Origin of the sequence: Pantoea dispersa, assembly GCF_019890955.1 — a bacterium.
In the GTDB taxonomy this organism is placed as follows: domain Bacteria; phylum Pseudomonadota; class Gammaproteobacteria; order Enterobacterales; family Enterobacteriaceae; genus Pantoea; species Pantoea dispersa.
The window spans coordinates 1,255,407-1,275,290 of the sequence record NZ_CP082346.1 but is presented as its reverse complement, the minus strand read 5'-3'; the positions used below and the strand labels follow the sequence as shown (position 1 = coordinate 1,275,290).

Sequence of the window (19,884 nt, the reverse complement as noted above, 5' to 3'; positions counted from 1 at the left end):
AGGCCAGAACGTGATTAAGGTTATTGCCGGTGCCGTCAAAAAACAGGCTGATGTGTAAAGTTTTACAGCAGGGAGGCTCCACGCGCCGCCTGGAGGCCAGGCACAGCTTCTGCCGCCAAGCCAGTTCATCGCTGTCCTGCAGCGCGCAGTTTGCGCCAACCAGCGCAGCCCTGGTGGGTAAACGCCCCTGAGACGGAAACGCTGGCGGGAACCACGCCAGATCGGTGATTATTTTGGACATACTTTCGGCTCCGGCATTTGCAATGGCTCGTTGATTGGGTACCCCGGCCGGCCGGGGCTCACACAGCTGGTGGTCACCTTCACCTCATCACAAGGCAGAAAGTGCACCGTGATCCCGCAGGTTTTTTGCCCCGTATAGTCTGGCACCGGTACCACCGTGCTGTGCCGCTTATTCTGGGCCTTCATTTTTTTTTCCCAGGCCTTATATTTTTCCCAGTCAGCAAAGCCCGGAAACCCTTTTGAGCCTCCCAACCCTGTTTCCCAGTCGACTTTCACCGTCATACCCGGCCGCCATTTCGCCGGCACGCCATAGCAGCAGCCACCTCCACCGCCCTGATACGGCCCGATAATGTCAATTCCCGACTGACCGTCGACGCTGAAATGGTTGATCGCCCATTTGGTGTGGTTGATGGCGGCAATAATCCCACCGCCGCCGCTCCGGGTTTTGGCTTTCGCCACCGGCTGGCTACAGCCCGCCAGCAGCAGGGCACCCAGTACCACGAGGTAATGTCGTATTTTCATTTTGCATTCCTTTGATGAAGAAACTGATAACGTCCGTCTTGCTCAGCCATGACTTTTCCGGATGGCATGGCTGAGCATTACTGAAGAGGAATAAAAACCAGATCGTGATTAAGGTTATTGCCGGTGCCGTCGAAAAACAGGCTGATATGTACAGTTTTACAGCAGGGAGGCTCCACGCGCCGTCTGGCGGCCAGGCACAGCTTCTGCCGCCACGACAGTTCATCGCTGTCCTGCAGCGCGCAGTTTGCGCCAACCAGCGCAGCCCTGGTGGGTAAACGCCCCTGAGCCGGAAACGCCGGCGGGAACCATGCCAGATCGGTAATTATTTTGGACATACTTTTGGCTCCGGCATCTTAAGGGGCTCTTTGATCGGATGTTCCGGATGGCCATAGTTGGCACAGCTGGTCGTCACTTTCACCTCATCACAGGGCAGAAAATGCACCGTGATCCCGCAGATTTCCTGTCCCGTGTAGTCCGGCACTGGGACAACCTTGCTATGCTGGCGATTATTAGCACTCATTTTTTTTTCCCAAGCCCGATACTTAGCTGTATCCGCAAACCCAGGAAAACCTTTCATTGAGGCTTCTCCGCTTTCCCAGTCAACCTTAACCCTAATACCCGGTCGCCATTTCGCCGGCACGCCATAGCAGCATCCCCCGCCGCCGCCCTGATACGGACCAATAGCATCGATGCCAGACTGACCGTCGACGCTGAAATGGTTGATCGCCCATTTGGTATGGTTGATGGCGACAATAATCCCACCGCCGCCGCTCCGGTTTTCCGCTTTTGCCACCGGCTGACTACAGCCCGCCAGCAGCAGGGCACCCAGTACCATGAGGTAATGTCGTATTTTCATTTTGCATTCCTTTGATGAAGAAACGGATGACGTCCGTATTGCTCAGCCATGACTTTTCGGGATGGCATGGCTGAGCATTACTGAAGAGGAATAAGGGCCAGTTTGTGATTAAGGCTATTGCCGGTGCCGTCGAAAAACAGGCTGATATGCCCAGTCCTGCCGCCAGGTAAGCTCGTAGCTGTCCTGCTGCGCGCAGTTTGCGCCAACCAGCGCAGACTTGGTGGGCAAACGCCCCTGAGCCGGAAACGCTGGCGGGAACCATGCCAAATCGGTAATTATTTTGGACATACTTTCGGCTCCGGCATTTGCAATGGCTCGTTGATTGGGTACCCCGGCCGGCCGGGGCTTACACAGCTGGTCGTCACTTTCACCTCATCACAGGGCAGAAAGTGCACCGTGATCCCGCAGGTTTTTTGCCCCGTATAATCCGGTACTGGTACCACCGTTCTGTGCTGCTTATTCTGGGCCTTCATTTTTTTTTCCCAGGCAAGATACCTGGCGTCATCACCAAAGCCAGGGAAACCATCCATATCTCCTACTCCAGTTTCCCAGTCGACTTTCACCGTCATACCCGGCCGCCATTTCGCCGGCACGCCATAGCAGCAGCCACCTCCACCGCCCTGATACGGCCCGATAATGTCAATTCCCGACTGACCGTCGACGCTGAAATGGTTGATCGCCCATTTGGTATGGTTGATGGCGACAATAATCCCACCGCCGCCGCTCCGGGTTTTGGCTTTCGCCACCGGCTGGCTACAGCCCGCCAGTAGCAGGGCACCCAGTACCAGGAGGTAATGTCGTATTTTCATTTTACATTCCATGTATGGCAGCCTCTCCGGAAGGCGAACTGCCTCATGACCCCACTTTCAGACTTCTGCTGAGGACCGTCCGATCAGGTTCTTAATCACCCAATCCTCGCGCTCTTTATCCAGTATCATCCCTTTGGCAGTGGCTGAAAGCATGCCGATGAAACAGGCCGTAAACCGTTCAGCCTGCGAAGCAAATCCCGTATCGGGAACGTCCCGATAGCGAAGCATCAGCCTGGCATCGCAGATGCACATCAGGGCTTCAAACTGGCTATCGCTCAAAGCGATGTTTTGGCACTTCTCGTTGATGGCGGGCTGTGCTCCCTGCCCCATCAGCAATCCCGGTTTCTCGTCAGGATCCAGCCAGCTCCAGAACAGCGCCGGGCGCTGCAACTGAGCCTGCTGATCAGGTTCCAGAATATGAGAGAACAAATAAGGAAAAATACGGGCATCAAAGTATCTGAACAGTCCCGCCCGTCCCTCATGTGTCGCATCGGTGCAGGTTGTTAACCATTCCGCCAGTGTCGCGAAAGGCCAGGGAGAACAGAGCACCAGTAGTGGAGCAGTCTTTTGTACTTTCTGAGCCAGCTCAATCAACCACTGTTTCTGAAGCGGATCGTTCAAAGAGATCCTGATCAACAGCGGCGACTCTTCTGGCAGGGCATCTTCCGGCAAGCCCTGATAGAGAGACTGCCATACCAAAGGTGGTGAAAAATCGTGCAGTACCGGAATGACGGAAAAATCAATACCGCACTGGTCGAGAATAAAATCAAGGTGGTTCAGGTTTATATCAGCGCAGGTTTGCTGAAGCAGATTCACCCAGTCAGTGATATGGGTCGTGTTCATTTATGCCTCCCTTGGCACAAAGCCCTGTGCCAGCCGCTGCGCCTTTTTCAGACACTCTTTGCATACTGATGAAGGCAATTCAGGTAGCGGATAATCCTCACTCGCCGGGCCCTGTAATTTATGTTGCCCTTTGAGGCTTAACAGGCCTGGACCATGCACGTTGATTTCGCCCTGTGGCGTCAGCTTGATGTAAGCGCCACCGCAGGCGAGCGTGATCCCATTCTTTGCCGTCAACTGCAGGTGTCCCTGCGTTGACTGGACGGTGACATCCTTCAGGGAAGTCAGCGACAGCGCATCACTATGTGATTCAATCTCCAGTGCACCTTTGGCAGATACCAGCCGCATTCCTTCCTGTAGGGCTAGCAGCGAAACCGCCTGACTTGCGTTCACCGAATAGCGCTGTGCTGCGGTGATATTGACATCTCCCAGGCTCTGCAGGTACAACCCTTTCCCGCTGTGCATCAGAGTCGTTTCAGGCGTAACGGCAGCAATACCCTTAGGTGAAGACAGCAGCAGCGCAGGCTCTTTAAGCTCACTGGCAGCGGAAACAAATGCTCTTAATGGCTCAGAATCAGGCGTTATGTTGTGGTGAGTCTGCGTAATCGTTCCCCATCCAGTTACCTGATTCAACGCTCCTTTTAGCAGACTGACCGCCGGCTGCATCTCCAGCACCTGGCCCTGTGCTTTCGTCTGGCCATCAGCGCTGATAAACATCCCTTTCTGTGCCCGAATGGCGCCCCAGCTGTCGGTTCTGAGCTCAAAACCCTCCCCACGCTTCTGCTTTTCGCTGTCGACCAGGTGCCCCAGATTCAGCTGACTCTTGCCGCCGTACTCGGTGCTGACCTTGACATGCTCTTTTCCGCGCTCGTCGTCGAGGCGGATTTTGTTGTTCGCTGGCGTGCGCAGCACGTTGCGTTTGTAGTTGCGGATGGTGACGTGGTCGCCGTGCGCCGAGTCGTGCAGCACGCCGGCGATGTACGGCCGGTCCGGGTTACCGTCCTCAAAGCCAATCGCCACTTCGGTGCCCGCCAGCAGCGGCAGGTGCAGACCGTAAGTATCGCCGGCATACGGGCGGGACTGGCGCACCCACAGGCTCTCGAACCCGGTTTCCCGGTTATCCCGGTCAAACAGCATGTTGACGCGATAGCGGCCGTCTTTATCGATGTGGCTGTAAGTGTCGTTCTCGGTGGTGCTGGTTACGCGGGCCGGTAATGTGCCGGCCATCACCGGGCGCGAACCTGGCTCAGGACGGAAACTAAAATCCGTGCTGTCCGGGATCCCGTCAAAATGCACTTCAAAATCCCGGTCACGCCGCGCATGGCTGCGCATCGCCGTGATGACCACGCCCTGAGCAAACACCTCGGCCACTTCATACCCACCGGAGACGTTGAGCACCTGGCCCGGAGAGAGGGTCGGGCAGCTGGTGGTGGCATGGGTCCGGGTCTGGCCATTCAGGTAGCGCTCATGACGAATGCGGGCATAGAACGCCCCCGACTCCGCAGCCGGATTGCGGTCGTACGCATTACCCTGGGTAAGGTAGTTGTCCCCCCAGTGATAGGCATCCCCGCAGGTGGTGGCATCCCCGCGGGTCACATCGACCTGGGTATTCATGTCATCCGTGGCCTGCCGGTAGTTGTAGTCGCGGGTGCTGACCTGCTTCTGTACCACGTTATGATGGCTCTCCATCCCCCACACCGCGTCCACTCCGTCTGAATGCTGGCCCGACGGCGGCACCGAGGGCAGCGTCAGGCCTTTCTCATACCCCTGCTGACCGTCGTAAAACTCCACGACGTCGATGTTCAGACGCGTATCCGTGGTAAAGCGGAACCAGATACCCACCTCACCCAGCAGGCGGGTAATAAAGTGCAGGTCATCCTCGCCGTACTGCATCACCTGCTCACGGCGCGGGTACTCTTTTGAGAGCGAGAACAGAAAATCCTGACCGCGCAGGGTGTGACGCTCGCGCAGGATTTTTTCCACAATCTGCGGCACCGACATGTCCTGATAAATGGCGTTCTGATGCGAACGGTCGAGCAGCGCCAGGCGTGGCTGCAGCGTCAGGGCATAATGGGTTTCATCTTTTGATGTACCGAGGCGTTCAAAGCCGCTCACCACGCCCTGAAGGGTGCGCACCGCCTGCTGTATTTTGATGCCGTAACCCTGGTCAACCGGAGCCTGCAGCGTCAGGGAGGCCGCTTTCATCAGCATCATCTCTTTGCTGATGGCATGGTGAGTGCTGGTGAATTCAATACGGTAGCTGAACGGCCGGCTGAGCGCCTCATCGCCGTCAAACGCCAGTACATCGAGCCCGGCTTCACATCCTTTCACCGACAACTGGTGATGGCTGTGGCTGAATCTGATCGGGAGACGGGTGTTCAAGCGTTATCTCCTTCAGTCCGATCAAACTCCAGCACGATCCCCTCTTCCTCGCTCCAGCTCAGGCATAGCGACTGTGGTTTCTGTCTGGCGGCCATGTGTCTCAGCAGCTGCTGACTCAGCACCGGCAGAATCTGCTGATTGAGCAGGCTGTCGACGTTGCGTGCGCCGGTATCCGGCAGCAGGCAGGCGGCGGTCAGGGCGTCATACAGGCTCTCATCAATCTGCGTGGTCAAACCGTAGTGACGATGTAAGCGTTTGCTGACCTGTGACAGCTTCATTTCCACGATGGTGCGCATGGCGGCCTCAGCCAGCGGGCGATAAATCACCGTCTGGAAACGGGCCAGCAGCGCCGGCTGGAAGTGGTCGCGCAATATCGGGCGCAGCAGTTCGTGTAAATCGCCTTCGGTGGCATCCGGCCGTTCGCTGAGCAGCTGCATCAGATGGTCGCTGCCGAGGTTGGAGGTCATCAGGATAACGGTATTGCGAAAGTCAATTTCCCGGCCTTCGCCGTCGCGCATAAAGCCGCGATCAAACACCTGGTAGAACAGGTTCATGACGTCGCGGTGCGCCTTTTCCACCTCATCGAGCAGTACCACGCTGTACGGGCGCTTGCGTACCGCTTCGGTGAGAATGCCGCCCTGACCGTAACCCACGTAACCCGGCGGTGAGCCTTTCAGCTGGGAAACAGTGTGCGGCTCCTGGTACTCGGACAGGTTGATGGTAATCAGCGATTTTTCACCGCCGTACAGCACGTCCGCCAGCGCCAGCGCGGTTTTGGTCTTACCGACGCCACTCGGGCCGACCAGCAGGAACACGCCCTGCGGGCCGTTCTCTGACGTCAGCCCGGTCTTCGCCGCGCGCAGGCGCCGGGCGATGGCGGTCAGCGCCACGTCCTGCCCGACCACACGCTGGCCGATTTCCTTTTCCAGCGTCAGCAGTTCGGTTTGCTCGTCTTTCATCAGCGAGGACAGCGGCACGCCGGTCCAGTCGGCGATTACATTCGCGACGGTGCGGGTGTCCACATCCACCTGAACCAGCACATCGCCCTGCTGCGCCTGTTCAAGCTGCTGTTGCAGGTCGGCAACGTCAGCCTGCTGGCTAATGTCCTTGCGCCTGGTCATCAGTTGCTGTGCCAGCGCTTTTTCGTGGCTAAAACGCGCTTCCTGCTCTTTGATGCGCGTCTCCAGTTCAGTCCGCTGCTGCTCAATGGCACCCAGGCGGTCATCGTGACGGTTGCTGCCGGCGGCGATATCTTCCCGCAGCGCCTGCGCTTCCAGTGCCAGCGCGGTCAGTTTTGCTTTCAGGCGCACAATTTGTTCTGGCACCGTGTCGAGACTCATCCGCACACGTGCGGCGGCGGTATCCAGCAAATCAACCGCCTTGTCCGGCAGCTGGCGGCCCGTCAGATAGCGGCGGGACAGCGTGACGGCTGCGCGTACTGCATCATCAGTGATATGCACGTTGTGGTGTTCGGCGTAGCGGGCTTTCAGGCCGCGCAGCATCAGGCAGGCGGTCTCGTCGTCCGGCTCGTCCACTTTTACCATCTGAAAGCGGCGCTCCAGCGCGGCATCACGTTCGAAGTATTGCTTGTATTCGGACCAGGTAGTGGCGGCGATGGTACGCAGTTCGCCACGCGCCAGTGCCGGTTTCAGCAGGTTGGCGGCATCGGCTCCGCCGGCCTGGTTGCCGGCGCCAATAATGGTGTGCGCTTCATCGATAAACAGCAGAATCGGTACCGGGGACTGCTGCACTGCATCAATAACGTTTTTCAGGCGCTGTTCAAATTCGCCCTTCACGCCTGCGCCCGCCTGCAACAGACCAAGGTCGAGGGTGCGCAGAATAACCGGCTTCAGGCTTTCCGGCACGTTGCCCTCGGCTATACGCAGCGCCAGTCCTTCCACCAGCGCGGTTTTACCGACGCCCGGTTCGCCGACCAGAATCGGGTTGTTTTTGCGACGACGCGAGAGAATATCCACCATCTGGCGGATCTCCGTATCGCGCCCAAAAACCGGGTCGATTTTGCCTTCTCTGGCTTTGGCGGTAACGTCGAGCGTGAATTTATCGAGTGCGTTCTGCAGCGCCGGATTGAGTTCGCCGTCCTTTATGGCCGCGCCGACCGGGCGCCCGACAAATTCCACCTCACCACCATGACTCTGCGCGAGTTCCGCTGCCTGTTGCCGTTCCGGGCGTTCCTCCGACTGCCCATCAAGCAGCGGACGCAGACGCTCCAGCTGACTGTGGCCCAGCGTCAGCAGCGGCCACAGCCCGTCACAGCGCACCAGTTTCTGTTTATCAACCAGCGCCATCAGCAGATGGACGCTGCGGATCTGTTCCTCACCGTTAAGAGAAGCAATCAGCCAGGCTTCCTGCATCAGCGTCTGAAGAGTGTCAGACAATTGCGGACGCTGACGGACTGAACGCGGCAGTTTATCCAGCCAGGCAAGCAAATCCTGCCATAGCATATCCATATCCCACTCATAGCGGCGTGCCAGTACCGTCAGGTCACCTTCCCCCTGTTCGAGCAGCTTCAGCAGCCAGTGCTCCGGCAAAATTTCCGCATGGGCGCGGGTCTGACACAGGGAGGCGGCGGCTTCCAGTGCGCGAGCACAGTAAGGGTTAAGGCGGCGTAATAAGGTTGATGCGTGATGATCCATAAAGACTTTCTCCATTCTGACGCGCACTATCGGGTTTTACCGTATGGGGACTATCGGTTACAGATATCCCCAACCGGAAGAGCCTCACCGCACACAATTCATGTCCTTTCAGGCAGGGTTACAGCATCTGAAACGCGACGATTAAATGGTGTGTTTTTTGATTTGGGCCGGGTCTAATAATGGCCACCAATTTCCAGGATCGTTATGGACATTCCTGCCACCGAGAATAAAACCCTGTCCTGCTGTGTAAGCCGGACAGAATAGAGGTTACTGTTGCCCTTCAATTTTTCATAATTCATATCTCCTGCAAGTCTTGCAGCATCTGACGGAGAACGGCCGGTCAGAATATATCTACGCCAGTCGTGATATTTCCGCATTCCGGCAGACGGCACACTGATTGATTTTCCTCTTTCCCAGCGCTGCCTGGCAGCTGAATCATCAAAAGTAAATGGCATAATTTTCTCCTTTTATGTCTCAGAAATAAGCCTGATTCATTCAGGCACGCTACCGCCCATCGCTTTTCCGTTTAGTAAGGAAGCCTAAGCGCATTAGGCCAGATTTTTGGATGTTCACTTTTTAACTGTCCCCTCAGCACAAAGGGGCTTTGCTAAAAGCTGCGGACAGGTTTCCCCATCCGCATCAGGCGTTACTCTAAACAACAACCCTGCAGCACCTGGCACGGCAGGTCATTACGCGGTGGCACGTTCGTTCCAGCTATCGGAATGAATGATGTTTCCATCTTTGTAGGTCCAGGTGATTTTTTCGTAACGCAGTTCAAGCTGTTCGAGGTGATTGTGCTTTTCGTAAGAAGGATTCTTAACGTCATGCATCAATGGATTCACTTTCACCACCTTCACATTCTCGAGTCTGGTGTTGAAGTATTCGACTTCCTGACCGGCGTCATTGATTTTGTACCACTTGAACTCTGCTGATTTCAGGGTCTGGCCAGTGGTCACTGCCTTGTACAGATACGGACTGGACGAGTCGATTTCCTTGGTGAACATAAACGGCGTGTGGATACGGGTGCCGGTCAGTTTGCCCGTGTTGTTGTCGGTCGGAATGTAGATATTGTGATCCTGAGCGACAACTTCGATGCTGCCTTCACGGTCCTTAACGTCTACGGAACCTTTAATGTCCGCGCCGCCATCGTCTTTCAGCCACAGATAAACAGGAATTGCCATGGGAATTACTCTCCGTTGTGTTGTGATACGTCATCATCCTGCGATGACGTCTGGGGGTTGCCCGGTATCTGGCAGGCATCAGCCTGCGGTACCAGACTGATTTCGACGCGACGGTTAAGCGCACGCCCATCCGTCGTGTCATTGGTTGCGACTGGGCGGCTTTCGCCATAGCCCTGCACCGCAAAACAGCTTTCCGGTACATCACCGGTGTCACGCATCCAGTCACGCACCGCTTCGGCACGTTTCAGAGAGAGCGTCTGGTTCAGTTGCGGGTTACCGGTATTATCGGTGTGGCCGGCGACCACAATCAGCCAGCCCGGCTTCGCTTTAATGCCGACCAGTGAGTTCACCAGCATTTTGGTGGACCCGGCTTTCAGCGTGGATTTGCCGGAATCGAACAGCGACATGCTGTCGAGGCGGACAATTTTCGGCACCGGTTTCGGCTGCGGTTTTGGCGGCGGTGGCGGGGGCACATACGAACGGATCGCATCCAGCACAGGCATTCGCAGACGCTCGCCCTGATACAGACCAAGGCCCATCCGCATCGGTACGCCATTGCGCGCCTGGTCATCCAGCCCGGCCGCATCGTCACGCAGGACAGCAACAGCGTCGGCTTTGGGTGCGAAATCCTGCATCGGGATGCGTTCATAGTGGGCAATATCGAAGCTGACACGCTGCAGCAACTGGCGATTGTTCCAGCCACTGCTGAGCAGTGCAGCCATGGCCGCCAGCGTGAAAATCGCGAGCGCATAACGGAAGGCTTGCCCACGCGGCGTCATGCCTCGCCCTTCCGGCAGCAGCGGCAGGATAAAATCCGGCAACGCGGCAATAACCGTACTGTCCGTTCCCACCGGCTGCCAGCCCGCTACCTGTTGCATCGCAGTATGACGGGACAGCCATGCCGTCCATACCGAGGTGGCCAGACTTCCGGCCAGGATCGGTCCCAATCCCCACAGCACCGCAACCGGTGCAATGACCGGAACATCAGGGCTCTCATCAATGAAGACCGCTTTAACGTGCAACCGGAACCAGCTCATCAGGCTGTTCATCAGCACCTGTTGCTGCATCGCAGGCGCGCCACCGGTGGTGACCCATGCAGCGACTGAGCCCGGCGCTGAAGACGCACGCCAGACCCTCACCCCTTCCCCAGGGATAGCCGCCTGCCAGAGCAGATCATTGGTCATCGCACTGCCAACCTGACCATTCAGAACCAGCGGCACAGAATGCCCGGTTTCTTTACGCAGCTGGCTGATTTGCCAGCGTAGCGCCAGCAGACGACGGGTAAGCCGCTCGCTGTCGGCGTGTTTTTGCGGACAGACGCTGACCATCACCGACAGCTGTCGGCCCCAGTCAGGACGCAACCCCAGTATCTGACGGGCAACCTGTTGCAGATCCTGATGTTCCTCCACGCGGATCCAGCATCCTTGTGTCACAGTAAGCACCGGTGACTGCTGCATACATGCCAGCGGCAGATCCCCACAGACCAGCACCACAGGCTGACGGTAAGTGGCTTCCGGGAGGTCATCCAGACGCAGGTCGACGTCATGTTCCGCACGACGCCTGGCGACAATCCACAACGCCAGGATAAGCCCCAGCACGGCAAGCAGAAAGAGCACCGAAACCAGTCGCGATACCGGCAGGAAACTCAGGCAAACCACGGCACTCAGCAGGGCGGCCCACAGCGCAAGCCCGCGCTGCTGTGCAGGACTCATTTCACAGCTCCCGGCAGCAGGGTCACCAGCATCTGATCCAGCCAGTGGCTCAGTCCCCACCACAGCGCAGCCACCAGCACCACGCTCAGGCCAATACGCACGGGCCATGACGCCAGCCAGCCGCCCATTTCTCGTCCCGTACGGCTTTCCGCCAGAACCGGATGGGTTGGTGGATAGCTGAACGGCGTGACATGTTCACTGAGCGCGTTGACGAGTTTCTGGCGCTCCGGATCGTTAAGAGAGCGAAAACTGCCGAGGAACCCCAGCATCATGACCCGCTGAAAGCAGGTCATAACAGCCTGGTCAGGCGCCGGTTCACGTAGCACATCACGCATGCGATCGCACAGCGTATCACCGGCATCCATGGTGCCGAGGAAGTGCCCCTGCAGGGGAATGTCATACCACTGCACGCAGGCGTCATCCTCCACACCACGACCTTTGACCGCCTCATCAAGCAGCGCACACTGTGCGGTGAGAATATGCTGACAGCTGACTTCATCGAGTTCGCTCGCTTTCAGCTCACGCTGCACACGTTCGACATCGGCAATGCAACGCTCCCACAACGTGCGCCCTTCTCCATCCTGAAACGTCGGACCGTGACGCAGGCTGATGACCTGCAGCCAGGTATCCTGCAGCAGAGCATCAATATCAATGGGCGCAGCAGTACTGCGTTTAGGCTCACTCATGTTCTCAGTACCGCAAAAAGTTCAAGTTCAGGCTCGCCGAGCATGCCCGGAACGTAAAACATACAGGTGCCACTCTGAAGCATTTCACTGGCCAGAGGATGCGAGACATCAAGGCTGAAATACTGGTTTTCCAGACGCAGCGGAATGGCTGCCGGCACATGGCGCAGTGGCGTCAGCGGCACGCCCACCCGTGAGGAATTGACGATACTCCTGACATGATCGGGACTGCCGATCTTGCACTGGCGCGGGAACTGCTCCTGCAGTTGTGCCACCGGCATCGGTGAACGCACGGAAAGGTAGTAATCCGCCCCTTCGCGCAGACGGGAGTCATGCAGACGGGCCTGCCAGACGTGTAGCCGGGCATCGTGCTCAAGCTCAATCGCCACCACCCGCGACGGCAGGCTGGCTTCCAGCAGATCGCCCAGTAAGTCGAACAGCGGCGGGAAGACGCTATTCAGCTGTTCATGCTGCCAGACCGGAATAGCACTCACCTGATGTTCCAGCGAGAAAGTCAGCAGGCTGCCCGCAAGCCGCACCAGTTCCGGGTACAAACGCTCCGGTGGGCTTTGCAGGTTACGCTGAAACTGGCCGAGCACCGGTTCTGCGCTGTTCAGGGCATTGAGCAGCCAGAACAACGACACATCAGCCACGGCAAAGTCGGCCATGCGCTCGTTACTTTCACGCCGCATGGACATCAGTCGACTCAGACGGGCACGCAGTTGCGTCATCAATTGTTCCAGCTGGGTTACCAGCCAGCGGCTGCCCTGCAGAGCCAGCAGTGGCGGAAGCCAGGTTTCATCGAGTGCCCAGCTGCCCTGGGAATCCTGCTGCAGACGGGCGACCGGACAGGTCAGATAATCACTGTTGTTCTGATGTGCAAAACGCAGCGTCAGCTCTGGCTGCATCACAGCAATCTGCCGGGTATCGTCGCCAAAGGTGTTGCGGACATCCCGCCAGCGCTGGCGATAACGCACAGGGCGCTCGGCCACTTCATCGGGTTTAAGGCAGTTGCCGCCATTTGCCCGCAGCAGCGGAAGCGCCAGCACCACCACCACGTCCTGTGATTCGTCCTCAAGCATCAGCACCGGTGGCAGGTCATCGGCGTTATCGGTGTCGATAAGCGTGCCATCGGGGAAACGGATGTGCAGATGACGGGCCTGCAGGCGGCCCAGCTTCAGTGCATCAGGTTCGAAGGTGGCCGCAATCATCCCCCAGGGATGGCAGAGGCCCAGCCGGGCGATGCATTCCGCAGACCAGGCCGCATAGGCGACCTGTTGCTGGAAGTGCTGGGGAGAGACCATAACGCCCCTGCCCCATAACGGTTGTTCCGTTTTCATTGGCTTCCTGCCTTCGCTTACGATTTCGCCTTCGGCATCTGGGAAACCAGTGACAGGTTGACGTCCATGCCCTCTACCTGGAAGTGTGGGATGGCGTACAGCCTGACGCGGAAGAAACCCGGGTTGTCGTCGATATCTTCCACTACCACCTTCGCGTCACGCAGCGGGTGAGAAGCCTGCAGTTCATCGCCCGGATCGGTCATTTCGGTCACCAGACTGCGCACCCAGGTGTTTAACTCCAGTTCCAGCAGACGCCGATCCTTGGTGGTGCCGATGTTTTCACGCTGAATCAGCTTTAGATAATGCGCGATACGCGACAGCAGGAAGATATACGGCAGACGGGCGTTAATGCGGCTGTTGGCGGTGGCGTCCGCAGTGTCATACAGCGCAGGTTTCTGGGTGGAGTTGGCTGAGAAGAAGCAGCTGTAGTCGCGGTTTTTGTAGTAGGACAGCGGAATGAAACCGAGATTGGCGAACTCGAATTCGCGGGTTTCCGGGATCATTACCTCACTCGGGATCTTCACCTGATTACCGGTGCCCAGATCATACAGATGAATCGGCAGATCCTGCACCGCACCACCGGCCTGTGGACCACGGATTTGCACGCACCAGCCATTGTTAATGAAGCTGCGCACCATGTTGGATGCGAAGGCAAACGAGGCGTTGGTCCACAGGTATTTGTCGTGATCCGGGCCTTTGACTTCTTCAACGTAGTTGAAACTGCGCACCGGAACGGTATCCGGGCCATACGGCAGGCGCCCCAGTACGCGCGGCATCACCAGACCGATGTAGCGCGAATCGTCCGTCTCGCGGAAGGATTTCCACTTGATGTATTCAGCGCGGTCAAAATAGTTACCGATATCTTTGATGGCCGCTACGTCTTCCATTGAATCCTTGAGGAAGAATTGCGGGCTGGCAGAGCCGATAAACGGCATATGCGCCGCAGCAGACACTTTTGAAATATTGCGCAGCAGGGCAACATCCTGCGCAGACGCATCAAACTCATAAGCGGAAATCAGCGCCGCAATCGGCTCGCCGCCCGGTGTGTCATACTCATCAATGTAGGTGTGTTTATACAGGCCGCTCTGGATAATTTCCGGGCTGTCTTCGAAGTCCTGACGCAGGTCTTCTTTAGACATATCCAGCAGTTCAACTTTCACGTTCTGGCGGAAATCGGTTTTATCAACCAGCGATTTCACGCCGCGCCACAGGCTCTCCACTGCCTGGAACTCTTCGCTGTGCATGACCGCATCCAGCTGACGACTTATCTGGTGATCCAGCGCGGCGATATGGTGGTCAATCAGGTTTTTGTCGAGTTTTTCAACTTTTGCGCCTGATTTTTTCAGGCACTCCAGAAATACCTGCATGCCGGCGGTTAAACGCTCATCCGCCGTTGCATCCGACATCGCCTGCGCATCCTGCCAGATATCCAGCGCGCTCAGCTCAGAAACCGGGTTAAGATTGATTTTTTCAAACAGGGTGGCATACACCCCACCGGCTGCCGGACGTTCCAGCACCACGCTCTCGCCACCCGTCGCATTCTCATTATTTACAGACATCAGCATCTTCCTTATTAATCCGTTAAATCATCGTGATGGTTATGGCTGTTTTGGTGCCAGGGTTGAGAGCTCAGCGCGCAGTTCTGCGCTTAACGCGGGGTCCAGCAGAATTTTTTCCAGCTCCTTTCGGAAGGCCTGGTTATCCAGCAGGTTGGCTTTTAAATCGCGCAGTAAATTACGCATGGAAAGCATGGCCTTCAGCTGAGGTATTTGCCGGGAGACCTGTTCCGGAGAGAAATCTTTCATGCTCTGGAAAGTCAGACTGATGCTGTCTTCGCTGCCGTCATCGGCCAGCGTATTTTTAACGGCAACCGTGACTTTGGGCGAATATTCGGAAAGCACTGCGTCAAAATTATTTTTATTCAGATTAACTTTGGTTCGCTCTGATAATGGTGCGGACGCCTGACCATGACTGAAGTCGCCCGCCACCAGTAATTTCAGCGGAAGCTCGGTTTTCTTGCTTGCGCCACCGGTATGCAGGTCAAGTTTTAAGTTAATACGTGCCTTTGGCACTTCATTCTGGAAACTATCTGCCATTTCATCATCCCTCTTTTTATCTCAGCGCACATTTTTCGCGCCATACTACTTTAGAGGTAACAACAGAGCAATGATCGACATAAAAGCAGATACACAGATCTTTAAGCTGCAAAATTGACACAAGCAAGCCATTAACACTAAAAAAGGCAGATCATTGTCACCAGAAACCAGCTAAAAAAACTGGCAAAGACATTAAAGGCCGCACATTAATGCCAATAAAAAATAAAGTTGTGGATTAATATTAACAAAGCGTGAATTTGTTGATTCAGGTCAAAATAAAAAACCCGCCCAAAACCATCACTCCCTCAAGAAAAAAATGACATAAAAAGATAAAAATTGCGGATAGCAGCAGTGCGGAATTTCATACAGGACGGTACTGTGATGCAGTAAAGATTTCAGGTAAAACAGAGCGCAACTAAGCCCCGTGCTTCATCCGTTCAATGTAATCGTATAAATCATCACCCATGCGGGAAATTTCGTATAAATAACGTTCGGGAGCGACCAGAGGGAATCAATCAGGATAGCGTGGTTCACGCCATAATGACGTACGCGATCAATCGCGCCGCTGCTAATTCAGTAATCTATTCCTCGCAAAATTCACTCCAACTGCCCCGTCAGCGCTGACGCCATGCCGAGGGTGCCATGCCGTGCAGCTGGCGGAAGCGGTTGCTGAAATGGCTGGAGGAGTGGAAACCGCAGCGCAGGGCAATCTCAGTGAGCGACAGCGTGCTGAATTGCAGCAACTGCTGCGCGGCTTCCATACGGCGGCGCATCACATACTGGTGCGGCGCTTCGCCGGTGCTGCTGCGGAACATACGTGCAAAATGGTATTCGCTGAGCGCCGCCTCTGCCGCCAGTTGGGCCAGCGTTAACGGCTGATCCAGCTGCGTATCGATCAGCGCCAGCACGCGGCGCAATACCGCCGGCGCCAGTCCGCCGCGCACCTGCGGCAGCTGCCACTTTACCTGACTGTAGCGCTGCAGCAGATGGGTCATCAGCAGTGTTGAGGCGCTGCTCAGCATCAGCTGGTTAGCCGGCTGCTGCCAGTCGGCGCTCAGCAGAAAATGGCGATACAGCTGGGTGATGCGATCATCATCGGCAAAAATCTTCTCATGCAGGTTAAGCTGCGCCGGGCTGCGATCCCACACCTGCTCGCCGAGATGACGCAAATGCGCATCGGTGCAGTAGAGGTGCACGAAGGATAAATCCGCGCGCAGATCCCAGGTCGACTCGGTGCCAGACGGCATCAGGCAAAAGCGATCCGGCGCGCCGCCGTTGCGCCAGCCGTGCGGCGTTTTGTGCCAGGTATCGTAACCGTCAGCCACATAAAGGCTAAGCGTATGGTGATCACTGAGGTTGGTCACGCGATCGCCACTGTTGAACCATGCCGCCAGCCGAATGCCGCCGCTCAGCTGCACGCTATCGCGCAGCTGCGCTTTGTGACGCTGAAGCATAGTAAACGTCTGATATTCCGGCATGGTCTGACATCGCTCTCTGGATTGATGTCCTGTAGTTTACGCAACTGACCGGACAGAAAACAGGCCAATGCCGGACCAGGCGGGAAAAAGCGCAAGAATTTGCAAGTGCTGCGCAAAGCCATGCAAGCCGTGCTGGTGCGTATGCGCCACACTGCGAGCCTGATTCCGCTGGAGAGTGCCTGATGAACCTGATGTTATACCTCGCGGTGGTGCTGATTTGGGGCACCACCTGGATTGCGATTTTTCTGCAGCAGCAGGCCGCCGACACGCCAGTGCTGGTGGCGGTATTCTGGCGCTTCCTGTTTGCCTCGGTCACTATGCTGGTGCTTCTCCGGCTGCTGAAACGTCTGCGCACGCTGGATGCGCGTGATCACCTGTTTTGTCTGTTACAGGGCAGCTGCGTATTCGGCTTTAATTTTGTCTGCTTTTATCATGCGGCGGCGATGATCAGCACCGGACTGGAGTCGGTGATTTTTTCGATGGCGGTGCTGTATAACGCGCTCAACAGCTGGATCTTTTTCCGCCAGCGCCCGCCTTTCCGCCTGCTGCCCGCCGCCGCGCTGGGCCTCGGCGGGATTGTTGCGCTGTTCTGGCAGGATATTCAGTCAGCCCATGTTGCGCCGCAGCTGCTGTGGGGCGTAGGACTGAGCGCGCTGGGCACGCTCGGTTTCTCCTTCGGCAATATGATTTCTACCCGCCATCAACGTCGTCAGCGCGACGTGCTGACCACCAACAGCTACGCCATGCTGTACGGTGCGCTGATCATGGCCGTGCTGGCGCTGGTGAATGGCGACGCGCTGGCACCGGCATTCAATCTGCAGTGGCTGGGGGCGATGAGCTATCTGGCTTTGTTTGGCTCGGTGCTGGGCTTTGGTGCCTACTTCACGCTGGTGGGGCGCATCGGTGCCAGCCAGGCGGCTTACAGCACCCTGCTGTTTCCACTGGTGGCGCTGACGCTTTCGACGCTGTATGAAGGCTATCAGTGGCATAGCAATGCTATCGTCGGGCTGGTGATGATTCTGGCAGGGAATATGGTGATGTTCGTGCGCTGGCCGGCTCATCGCCGGTTACGTCTGGCCTGAAGCAAGAGCGGGCATAGCGCCCGCTCTGTCACTCCTCTAGCGCCAGCCCCCGACGCCGATATTGAGCTGGTGAGGTTGGTTAATGGCTTTTCTGGCAATCCAGTAAAGCAGAACGCGTTCATCATCTCTGTCGCGGTCGGCCATCGCCAGTAATTTCAGCGACAGGGTGGACCTGGTCACAGGCTGCTGTTCATCGCTTAACTCGATAACCGCCTGACCGATGATGCAGCAAACCTCATCCCCGCTGGATACGGATTCATATGCCCGGTCTTTCATATTTCCTCCTGTTGAATGAACTATAAGCCTGGCAAAGTTCCTGCATTTTGCCGCGCAGATGCTGCGCTTAAAACACCCTGTTACACATGCTCACCTGTCGCAATGCCTGTTCATGTGACGACATCCGCGCTGCGCTTAAGCAAAGGCGCAATGCCATTCATACCGGTTTCACAGCATTTCATTCCGTCTCCCGCTCCGTTCACGCCCGTCCGCGCCACCCGCGCCCGCGTGAGGCTTATTATCGCTGCAGATTCCGTATTCCCGGATGGGAGAGAGAAAAATGACAACAGCCATTACCCCTAATCATCAGCGTGTCCGTATCCTTACCCTCGCAGGCACCATCATTACCCAGTTCGCGCTCGGCTCGGTTTATACCTGGAGCCTGTTTAACGGCCAGCTGGCGCAGAAACTGGATGCGCCGGTCAGCCAGGTGGCTTTTTCCTTTGGTCTGCTCAGTCTTGGCCTGGCGATTGCCTCCTCGCTGGCCGGCAAGCTGCAGGAGCGCTTTGGCGTGCGTAATGTCACTATCGGTGCAGGCATTCTGATGGCGATTGGCTTCTGGCTGACCGCCCATGCTGACAACCTGATGATGCTGTACCTGAGCGCCGGCATTCTGGTCGGGCTGGCCGATGGCGCGGGCTATCTGATGACGCTCTCTAACTGCGTGAAGTGGTTTCCGGAGCGCAAAGGGCTGATTTCGGCCTGTTCGATCGGCGCTTACGGCCTCGGCAGTCTCGGCTTTAAATTCATCTGTGGCGCGCTGCTCAGCACTCAGGGGCTGGAAAATACCTTTGTGATTTGGGGTGTGCTGGCGATGACGATGATTATTGCCGGTGCCCTGATGATGCGCGATGCGCCGCTGCAGCAGGCCGGCTCACGTCAGCAGCAGGCCACACAGGAGTTCACGCTGGCGCAGTCGGTGCGCCTGCCGCAGTACTGGATGCTGGCGCTGATGTTCCTGACGGCCTGCATGAGCGGTCTGTATGTGATTGGCGTAGCGAAGGATATTGGTGAAGGTCTGGTGCACCTGAGTACGCAAACGGCGGCCAATGCGGTGACGGTAATTGCTATTGCCAATTTGAGCGGACGACTGATTCTCGGCGTGCTGTCGGACAAAATGGCGCGCATCCGGGTCATTTCGCTGGCACAGCTGGTTTCGCTGAGCGGCATGAGCATCCTGCTGTTCACCCACATGAATGAAACCACCTTCTTCCTGTCGCTGGCCTGCGTGGCGTTCAGCTTTGGCGGCACCATCACCGTCTTCCCGTCACTGGTCAGCGATTTCTTCGGCCTCAACAACCTGACCAAAAACTACGGCCTGATCTATCTCGGCTTCGGCATCGGTAGCGTGCTTGGCTCGCTGGTGGCTTCGGTGTTCGGCGGTTTCACCGTGACCTTCAGTCTGATTATGACGCTGCTGGTGATCTCGCTGGTGCTGTCGCTCAGTATCCGTCTGCCAAATCGTCAAAACCTGGTCGCGCCGGTACTGCATAATTAATTCACCCACCCTGCCGTGTAAATGCACGGCAGGCTTTTTACTGATAACCACAGAATTGATCACGCGTTGAGAGTGACTGTTATTTAACCTTGCATTTCAGAGTAATCGGGTTATTATCAGGCGCTATTCAGCTTATTCCGATTGGTTTATTTCCCGCCCTGTCACTTTTAGCTTTTAATTGACATATCTGGTAATAATTACGGAAATAACTCTACATTCACTGCATCTTCACTCC

The 19,884-nt window shown here is 56.6% G+C and carries 17 protein-coding genes and 3 pseudogenes; 2 read left to right on the top strand and 18 right to left on the bottom strand.

Features of this window, described 5'->3' with window-relative positions:
* Window positions 1–10: 10 nt before the first annotated feature.
* The 17 genes and pseudogenes from K7H94_RS05860 to K7H94_RS05785 all read right to left on the bottom strand — a co-directional run.
* A pseudogene (locus tag K7H94_RS05860) lies at window positions 11–241 on the bottom strand (hypothetical protein); the annotation flags it as partial.
* Entirely contained in the window at window positions 229–762 is a 534-nt protein-coding gene (locus tag K7H94_RS05855) for a Tli1a family immunity protein (RefSeq protein ID WP_222951786.1), read from the bottom strand. The gene K7H94_RS05855 and the pseudogene K7H94_RS05860, both read right to left, overlap by 13 nt.
* 101 nt (window positions 763–863) lie before the next feature.
* Window positions 864–1,097 (bottom strand): annotated as a pseudogene (locus K7H94_RS05850) (hypothetical protein); the annotation flags it as partial.
* Window positions 1,085–1,618 carry a Tli1a family immunity protein gene (locus tag K7H94_RS05845; protein WP_222951785.1) on the bottom strand — a complete coding sequence of 178 codons (534 nt, stop codon included), beginning with the start codon at window positions 1,616–1,618 and terminating at the stop codon, window positions 1,085–1,087. The gene K7H94_RS05845 and the pseudogene K7H94_RS05850, both read right to left, overlap by 13 nt.
* A 98-nt stretch (window positions 1,619–1,716) precedes the next feature.
* Window positions 1,717–1,906 (bottom strand): annotated as a pseudogene (locus K7H94_RS23295) (hypothetical protein); the annotation flags it as partial.
* Window positions 1,894–2,427 (bottom strand): Tli1a family immunity protein, encoded by a 534-nt coding sequence (locus K7H94_RS05840; RefSeq protein ID WP_222951784.1) that lies wholly within the window; start codon window positions 2,425–2,427, stop codon window positions 1,894–1,896. The pseudogene K7H94_RS23295 and the gene K7H94_RS05840, both read right to left, overlap by 13 nt.
* Before the next feature lie 57 nt (window positions 2,428–2,484).
* Window positions 2,485–3,270 carry a toxin Tle1 chaperone Tla1 gene (locus tag K7H94_RS05835; protein ID WP_222951783.1) on the bottom strand — a complete coding sequence of 262 codons (786 nt, stop codon included), beginning with the start codon at window positions 3,268–3,270 and terminating at the stop codon, window positions 2,485–2,487.
* Window positions 3,271–5,631, bottom strand: a complete 2,361-nt coding sequence (locus K7H94_RS05830) for a type VI secretion system Vgr family protein (protein WP_420874726.1) — start codon at window positions 5,629–5,631, stop codon at window positions 3,271–3,273. It lies immediately after the preceding gene.
* A 14-nt stretch (window positions 5,632–5,645) separates the two neighbouring features.
* On the bottom strand, window positions 5,646–8,303 hold the full coding sequence (gene tssH / locus K7H94_RS05825; RefSeq protein ID WP_222951781.1) for a type VI secretion system ATPase TssH: 2,658 nt from the start codon (window positions 8,301–8,303) through the stop codon (window positions 5,646–5,648).
* A gap of 173 nt (window positions 8,304–8,476) precedes the next feature.
* The gene (locus K7H94_RS05820) at window positions 8,477–8,758 is read right to left on the bottom strand and encodes a type II toxin-antitoxin system RelE/ParE family toxin (protein WP_072209960.1); all 282 of its coding nucleotides are present in this window, start codon (window positions 8,756–8,758) and stop codon (window positions 8,477–8,479) included.
* Window positions 8,759–8,992: 234 nt separating this feature from the next.
* Entirely contained in the window at window positions 8,993–9,484 is a 492-nt protein-coding gene (hcp, locus tag K7H94_RS05815) for a type VI secretion system effector Hcp (protein WP_021509115.1), read from the bottom strand.
* Window positions 9,485–9,489: 5 nt separating this feature from the next.
* A complete protein-coding gene (locus K7H94_RS05810; protein ID WP_222951780.1) occupies window positions 9,490–11,196 on the bottom strand; it encodes an OmpA family protein in 1,707 nt (568 codons plus the stop codon).
* Window positions 11,193–11,882: a type VI secretion system protein TssL, short form gene (gene tssL / locus K7H94_RS05805; RefSeq protein WP_021509113.1), complete on the bottom strand. Its 690-nt coding sequence runs from the start codon at window positions 11,880–11,882 to the stop codon at window positions 11,193–11,195. Before tssL ends, K7H94_RS05810 begins: the two co-directional genes overlap by 4 nt.
* Window positions 11,879–13,219 carry a type VI secretion system baseplate subunit TssK gene (gene tssK / locus K7H94_RS05800; RefSeq protein WP_222951779.1) on the bottom strand — a complete coding sequence of 447 codons (1,341 nt, stop codon included), beginning with the start codon at window positions 13,217–13,219 and terminating at the stop codon, window positions 11,879–11,881. The genes tssL and tssK overlap by 4 nt, the downstream gene beginning before the upstream one ends.
* A 17-nt stretch (window positions 13,220–13,236) precedes the next feature.
* Window positions 13,237–14,784, bottom strand: coding sequence for a type VI secretion system contractile sheath large subunit (gene tssC, locus K7H94_RS05795; RefSeq protein ID WP_222951778.1), 1,548 nt, complete (start codon window positions 14,782–14,784; stop codon window positions 13,237–13,239).
* A gap of 33 nt (window positions 14,785–14,817) precedes the next feature.
* Complete coding sequence (gene tssB / locus K7H94_RS05790; protein WP_021509110.1) at window positions 14,818–15,315, bottom strand: type VI secretion system contractile sheath small subunit; 498 nt, start codon at window positions 15,313–15,315, stop codon at window positions 14,818–14,820.
* A 614-nt stretch (window positions 15,316–15,929) separates the two neighbouring features.
* Window positions 15,930–16,793 carry a helix-turn-helix domain-containing protein gene (locus K7H94_RS05785; RefSeq protein ID WP_222951777.1) on the bottom strand — a complete coding sequence of 288 codons (864 nt, stop codon included), beginning with the start codon at window positions 16,791–16,793 and terminating at the stop codon, window positions 15,930–15,932.
* A gap of 182 nt (window positions 16,794–16,975) precedes the next feature.
* Between K7H94_RS05785 and K7H94_RS05780 the strand changes: the two genes are divergently transcribed.
* Window positions 16,976–17,875 carry a DMT family transporter gene (locus K7H94_RS05780; RefSeq protein ID WP_222951776.1) on the top strand — a complete coding sequence of 300 codons (900 nt, stop codon included), beginning with the start codon at window positions 16,976–16,978 and terminating at the stop codon, window positions 17,873–17,875.
* A 36-nt stretch (window positions 17,876–17,911) separates the two neighbouring features.
* Here the strand turns inward: K7H94_RS05780 and K7H94_RS05775 are convergent, their stop codons facing one another.
* Complete coding sequence (locus tag K7H94_RS05775; RefSeq protein WP_021313687.1) at window positions 17,912–18,151, bottom strand: hypothetical protein; 240 nt, start codon at window positions 18,149–18,151, stop codon at window positions 17,912–17,914.
* Window positions 18,152–18,431: 280 nt separating this feature from the next.
* Between K7H94_RS05775 and K7H94_RS05770 the strand changes: the two genes are divergently transcribed.
* Entirely contained in the window at window positions 18,432–19,649 is a 1,218-nt protein-coding gene (locus tag K7H94_RS05770; RefSeq protein WP_215800786.1) for an L-lactate MFS transporter, read from the top strand.
* The last annotated feature ends 235 nt before the right edge of the window (window positions 19,650–19,884 follow it).